Raw genomic sequence first — 5234 nt, 5'->3', positions numbered from 1 at the left:
TCGGTCACGGCCCGCCTGGTGCCGGGCATGGCGGCGCTGTACATCATCGGCGCGCTTTTCGTGATCTTCACGAACATTGGTCAGGTGCCCGCCGCGTTCGGCGCGATCATCGACGGTGCCTTCACCGCCGAAGGCGTCACCGGCGGCGTGATCGGCGCGCTTATCCAGGGTTTCCGCCGCGCTGCGTTCTCGAACGAAGCCGGCCTGGGCTCGGCGGCGATCGCGCACTCGGCAGTCAAGACCCGGGAGCCCCTGACGGAAGGCTTCGTCGCGCTCTGGGAACCGTTCATCGACACGGTGGTCATCTGCACGATGACGGCGCTGGTGATCATCATCACCAACCAGCACATCGTCGGCGGCGCCGACGGCGTGCAACTGACCTCGAACGCGTTCGCGACGGTCGGTGCCTGGACGCCTTATGCGCTGGCGGTGGTGGTGCTGCTGTTCGCGTTCTCGACGACGATCACCTGGGCCTACTACGGCGCCAAGGCCTGCAGCTTCCTGTTCAATGAATCCAAGGTCGCCCTGTACGGCTTCAAGTTCTTCTACCTGGCCATGGCGGTGGTCGGTTGCACCATGCCGCTGGGCAGCATCGTCGACATCGCCGACGCGCTGCTGTTCATCATGGCCATCCCCAACCTGATCGGCGTGTACCTGCTGATGCCGGTGGTGAAGAAGCACTTCGACTCCTACTGGGCCCGCCTCAAGTCCGGAGAGATCCACAAGCTCTCCTGATCTGCGTCCAGGGGGAAGACCATGGCGAAACGATCGTTCGGGGCGGGCCACGGGGCGGTCGCGCCCGGGCAGCTGGAGGAAAGGCGGCAATGACCGCCGCCTGGGCGCGCACCGAGCCCTTCTTCCGCCGCTACGCCTGGTTCCTGCTGGGTTTCGTCGTGGTCTGCTTCGGCGGCAAGGCGATCTTCGATACGGCCGACCTGCCGCCCTTGACGCCGCTGCATCACGTGCACGCACTGACGATGGGCGCCTGGTTCGTACTGTTCGCGATCCAGCCGACGCTGCTCGAACGCGGGAAGGTGTCGCTGCATAGGCTGCTGGGCCGGCTCAGCCCGCTGCTGGTGCTTTGTTTCCTGGCTTCGGCACTCTCGATGACCACCCTCAACTGGGTGCGAATGGGCGAGCCGCTGATCCCGACTGCGAACGGCATCAACCTGCTGTTGTTCCTGTCCTTTTATGTCGCGGCGCTGGCCTGGCGGCGGCACCCGGCTGCGCACCAGCGGCTGATGCTGTTCGCGACGATTTCGATCATCGGGCCGGCGGCGGGCCGGCTGCCGGAGATTTTCGACGCATCTCCCTTCCTGGCCGCACCGATCGTGCTGGCGCTGCAGGTCACGCCGCTGGTCCACGACTTCGTCGTGTATCGGCGCGCGCATCCCGCCAGCTGGATTGGGTTCGCGGTCATGTGTGCGGCGATCCCGCTAATCGTGGGGCTGAGCTCTTCGCAGGGCTGGGCGGAGGTGCTTGATGGCCTGCTGGGGCCGCGAGCCTAGGGTGCCGCTGCCGCCGGCGGGGCGCCGGCAATTCGGCCCGGTCAGCGGTAGCCCTGCGCCTGCAGTTTGAACAGGTGGGCGTAGTGCCCGTCCTGCGCCATCAGGGCGTCGTGGCTGCCGCGTTCGATGATGCGGCCGTCCTGGATGACGATGATCTGGTCGGCCATGCGCACGGTGGAGAAGCGGTGCGAGATCAGGATGGCGATGCGGTTGGTGGTCAGTTTGCGGAAGTGCTCGAAGATCGTCGCTTCCGCCTCGGCGTCCATCGCGGCGGTGGGCTCGTCCAGCACCAGGATGTCGGCGCTCGAGCGCATGAAGGCGCGGGCCAGCGCGATCTTCTGCCACTGTCCGCCGGAGAGTTCGCGGCCGTCGCGGAACCACTTGCCCAGCTGCGTATCGAATCCGCCGGGCAGGTCGTCGATAAAGGGCGTGGCCATGCCCCGGTCGGCGGCGTCCTGCCAGCGTTGGCGGTCCTCGAAGTGCCCGACGTCGCCGACGCCGATGTTCTCGCCCACCCGCATCTGGTAGCGCGCGAAGTCCTGGAAGATCACCCCGATCCGCTGGCGCAGGGTGGCCTCGTCCCATTCCCGCAGGTCGCGACCATCGAGCAGGATCCGGCCCTGGTCGGGATCGTACAGGCGCGTGAGCAGCTTGATCAGGGTGGTCTTGCCGGAACCGTTCTGGCCGACCAGGGCCAGTGATTCGCCGGGACGGATGTGCAGGTCGATGTCCTGCAGCGCCGGCGCTTCGGCGCCGGGGTAGGTGAACGAGACGGACTCGAATCGGATGCCATCATCGGGATTCGGGCCGCTCCGCGCCGTGCCCGTTGATGCCGGCACGGGCGTGTCGAGATAGTCGTAGAGCGTGGACAGGTAGAGGTTGTCTTCGTACATGCCGCCGATCGCCGACAGGATCGCCGCCACCGCCGACTGGCCCTGGCGGAACAGCATGAAGTACATGGTCATCTGGCCCAGCGTGATGCGGCCGACGACGGTGGTCAGCGCTATCCAGCCGTAGGCGGCATACAGGGTCACGGTGCCTATCAGGCCGAGCACGAAGCCCCAGCCATCGCGGCGGATGGCCAGCTTCCGGTCCTCGCGATAAAGCGTATGGAAAATATCGCGGTAGCGACCCAGCAGCAGCGGGCCCAGGCCATAGAGCTTGACCTCCTTGGCGTGGTCCTCGCGCGCCAGCACCGTTTCCAGGTACATCTGCATGCGTGTTTCCGGCGAGCGCCAGCGAAACAGCCGGAAGGCATCGCCGGAGAACTTGGTTTCGGCCAGGAACGCGGGCAGCCCGGCGAGCAGCAGCACGGCCACGGCCCACGGCGAGAACTGCGCCAGCAGCACGCCGTAGCTGACCAGCGAGATGCCGTTCTGGGCCAGGCCGAAGGTGCGTGTCACCAGCGACAGCGGTCGGCTCGAGGCCTCGCGCCGCGCCCGGGTCAGTTTGTCGTAGAACTCCGAATCCTCGAAGTGCGCCAGCTGCAGGGTCAGCGCCTTTTCCAGGATCATCACGTTCACGCGCTGGCCCAGCTGCGCCCGCAGCAGCGACTGGCACAGCGAGATGCCGCGCTGCGCGCCGGCCATGGCCATCACGAGCACGGCTCCGAGCGCGATCAGCCAGAACACCGGCGCCATCGCCCCCGCGTCGCCCGCCGCGACCGCGCGGCTGGCCGCGACGACGGCATCGACGATCAGCGCACCGACGTAGGCGATGCCCGCCGGCAGCAGGCCGCTGACCAGGGTCAGCAGGCCCAGCCAGAGCGTCAGGCCCCGGCTGGTGCTCCACACCAGTTCCAGCGCCCGCCCGCTGAAACGGAATACGCCGAGGAAGCTTCGGGTGAAATCACCGCTCTCGGTTGTTGATGTAGGGCCGTGATGCGCCAAGCGGGTTCCGGTTGGGAGGGGCGATTCAGCCCAGGAGCTTGGCGGCCAGCACGATCAGCACCAGCACCGGGGCGATGATGCAGATCAGGAAGCGCCAGGCCTGGAAGCCGAAACCGCCCAGGTGGGAAAGCTGTTCGCGGGTGATCTTCTGGCTGAGCACGTAGCCGGCGAACAGCGCGATCAGCAGGCCGCCGACCGGCAGCATGATGTCGGAGGCGACGAATTCGATGGCGCCCTGCAGGTCGCGGCCGAACACCCGCACGTTCTGCCAGACGTTGAAGCCCAGCGCCGTCACCAGGCCGATCGCCCAGATCACCAGCGCCGCGATGATCGCCGACTTCTTGCGCGACATCTTGCCCATCTCGACCAGGAAGGCCGTCGGCGGTTCCAGCAGCGAGATCGACGAGGTCCAGGCGGCGACGAACAGCAGGCCGAAGAAGGCGACCGCGTACGGGATGCCGAAAGGCATGTCGTTGAAGGCCAGGGGCAGCGAAGTGAAGATCAGGCCCGGGCCGCCACCCGCCGGGTCCAGCCCGAACGCGAACAGCACCGGGAAGATCGCCAGGCCGGCCAGCAGGGCCACGGCCGTGTCCATGCCCGCCACCGTCACGGCGACGCGCGGAATGGAGATGTCGCGGGGCAGGTAGGCGCCGTAGGTCATGATGCCGCACATGCCCAGGCTCAGCGAGAAGAAGGCCTGTCCCAGCGCCGCCAGCAGGGTGTCGCCGGTGACTTCGCTGAAGTCGGGCTTGAACAGGAATTCAAAGGCCTGGCCGACCTTGCCGGTGCTGATGCCGTAGGCCAGCAGGCCCAGCAGGATCAGGAACAGCAGCGGCATCAGGAACTTCACCGCGCGCTCAAGGCCCTTTTCCACGCCCATCGCCACCACGCCCACGGTGACCAGCATGAACATGCTGTGCCAGAAGACCAGCGTGGTCGGGCTGGCGAGCATGGCGCCGAAGGTGGCGCCCGGATCGCTGATGGGCGCGCCGCCGAAGATCTGCGCCACGTACAGCCAGACGTAGTGCAGGGTCCAGCCGCCGACCACGCTGTAGAAGCTCAGGATCGCAACCGCGGCGAGCATGCCGATCCAGCCGATCACCGTCCAGCCACCGCTGTGGCCGCCTTCGCGGGTGAGCTTGCGCAGGGTGTTCACCGGGCTCATGCGGCCTTCGCGGCCCATCAGGATTTCGGCCGCCATGATCGGCAGGCCCACCAGCAGGATGCAGCCCAGGTAGATCAGCACGAAGGCGCCGCCACCGTTGTCCGAAGCCAGGTAGGGGAATCGCCAGATGTTGCCCAGGCCCACTGCCGAACCGCTGGCGGCCAGGATGAAGGCAAGGCGCGAGGACCACATGCCGTGGATTGATTTGGTGTCCATCAGGTTCGTATTCCGCGTTGGATGGGGGGATCAGCCGGGGTGGCGGTGTTCGACCACGACCTTCGGGCTGGTCTTGAGGATCTTGAAGCCGACGTACGCGAGGATGCCGGCGATCACCGGGTTCACCAGGTTGAACAGCGCGTACGGCAGGTAATCGAGCGTGGCCACGCCGAGGGTGGCGGCCATGTAGGCGCCGCAGGTATTCCAGGGAATCAGCGGTGAGGTGATGGTGCCGGCGTCCTCGAGCGCACGCGAAAGGTTCTCCGGTGCCAGGCCGCGTTTCTCGTATTCACTTTTGTAGATGCGGCCCGGCAGCACGATCGCCAGGTACTGGTCGGCGGCCAGCACGTTGGTGCCGAAGGCGGTGATCAGGGTCGCGACGATCAGCGAACCGGTGGATCGGGCCATCTTGAGCACGCTGCGGATCAGGCGTTCGAGCAGGCCGACCTTGTCCAT

At 66.7% G+C, this 5234-nt stretch carries 5 protein-coding genes; 2 read left to right on the top strand and 3 right to left on the bottom strand.

Going from position 1 to position 5234, the window contains the following annotated elements:
• Together AACZ35_RS12140 and AACZ35_RS12135 are read left to right on the top strand one after the other, a co-directional pair.
• Positions 1-735: alanine:cation symporter family protein (locus tag AACZ35_RS12140; protein ID WP_339829671.1), on the top strand; the 735-nt coding region annotated here is incomplete at its 5' end.
• A gap of 89 nt (positions 736-824) precedes the next feature.
• Positions 825-1508, top strand: a complete 684-nt coding sequence (locus AACZ35_RS12135; RefSeq protein ID WP_339829668.1) for a hypothetical protein — start codon at positions 825-827, stop codon at positions 1506-1508.
• A 41-nt stretch (positions 1509-1549) separates the two neighbouring features.
• On the opposite strand, the gene AACZ35_RS12130 is transcribed toward AACZ35_RS12135, so the two are convergent.
• From AACZ35_RS12130 to AACZ35_RS12120, 3 genes are all read right to left on the bottom strand, one after another.
• Positions 1550-3301: an ABC transporter ATP-binding protein gene (locus tag AACZ35_RS12130; RefSeq protein ID WP_339829665.1), complete on the bottom strand. Its 1752-nt coding sequence runs from the start codon at positions 3299-3301 to the stop codon at positions 1550-1552.
• A 121-nt stretch (positions 3302-3422) separates the two neighbouring features.
• Positions 3423-4778 (bottom strand): sodium-dependent transporter, encoded by a 1356-nt coding sequence (locus AACZ35_RS12125; RefSeq protein ID WP_339829662.1) that lies wholly within the window; start codon positions 4776-4778, stop codon positions 3423-3425.
• A gap of 30 nt (positions 4779-4808) precedes the next feature.
• Positions 4809-5234: Na+/H+ antiporter NhaC family protein (locus AACZ35_RS12120; RefSeq protein WP_339829659.1), on the bottom strand; the 426-nt coding region annotated here is incomplete at its 5' end.

The sequence above is a fragment of the uncultured Arenimonas sp. genome (genome assembly GCF_963976025.1).
Taxonomy (GTDB): Bacteria; Pseudomonadota; Gammaproteobacteria; order Xanthomonadales; family Xanthomonadaceae; genus Arenimonas.
The sequence above is the reverse complement of the archived record's forward strand: the minus strand, read 5'-3'. Positions and strand labels throughout refer to the sequence as shown.

What these genes read in the sequence shown, in the direction of transcription:
- AACZ35_RS12125 (WP_339829662.1), bottom strand. Translation starts at nt 4,778, where the DNA reads ATGGACACCAAATCAATCCACGGCATGTGGTCCTCGCGCCTTGCCTTC.
- AACZ35_RS12135 (WP_339829668.1), top strand. Translation starts at nt 825, where the DNA reads ATGACCGCCGCCTGGGCGCGCACCGAGCCCTTCTTCCGCCGCTACGCC.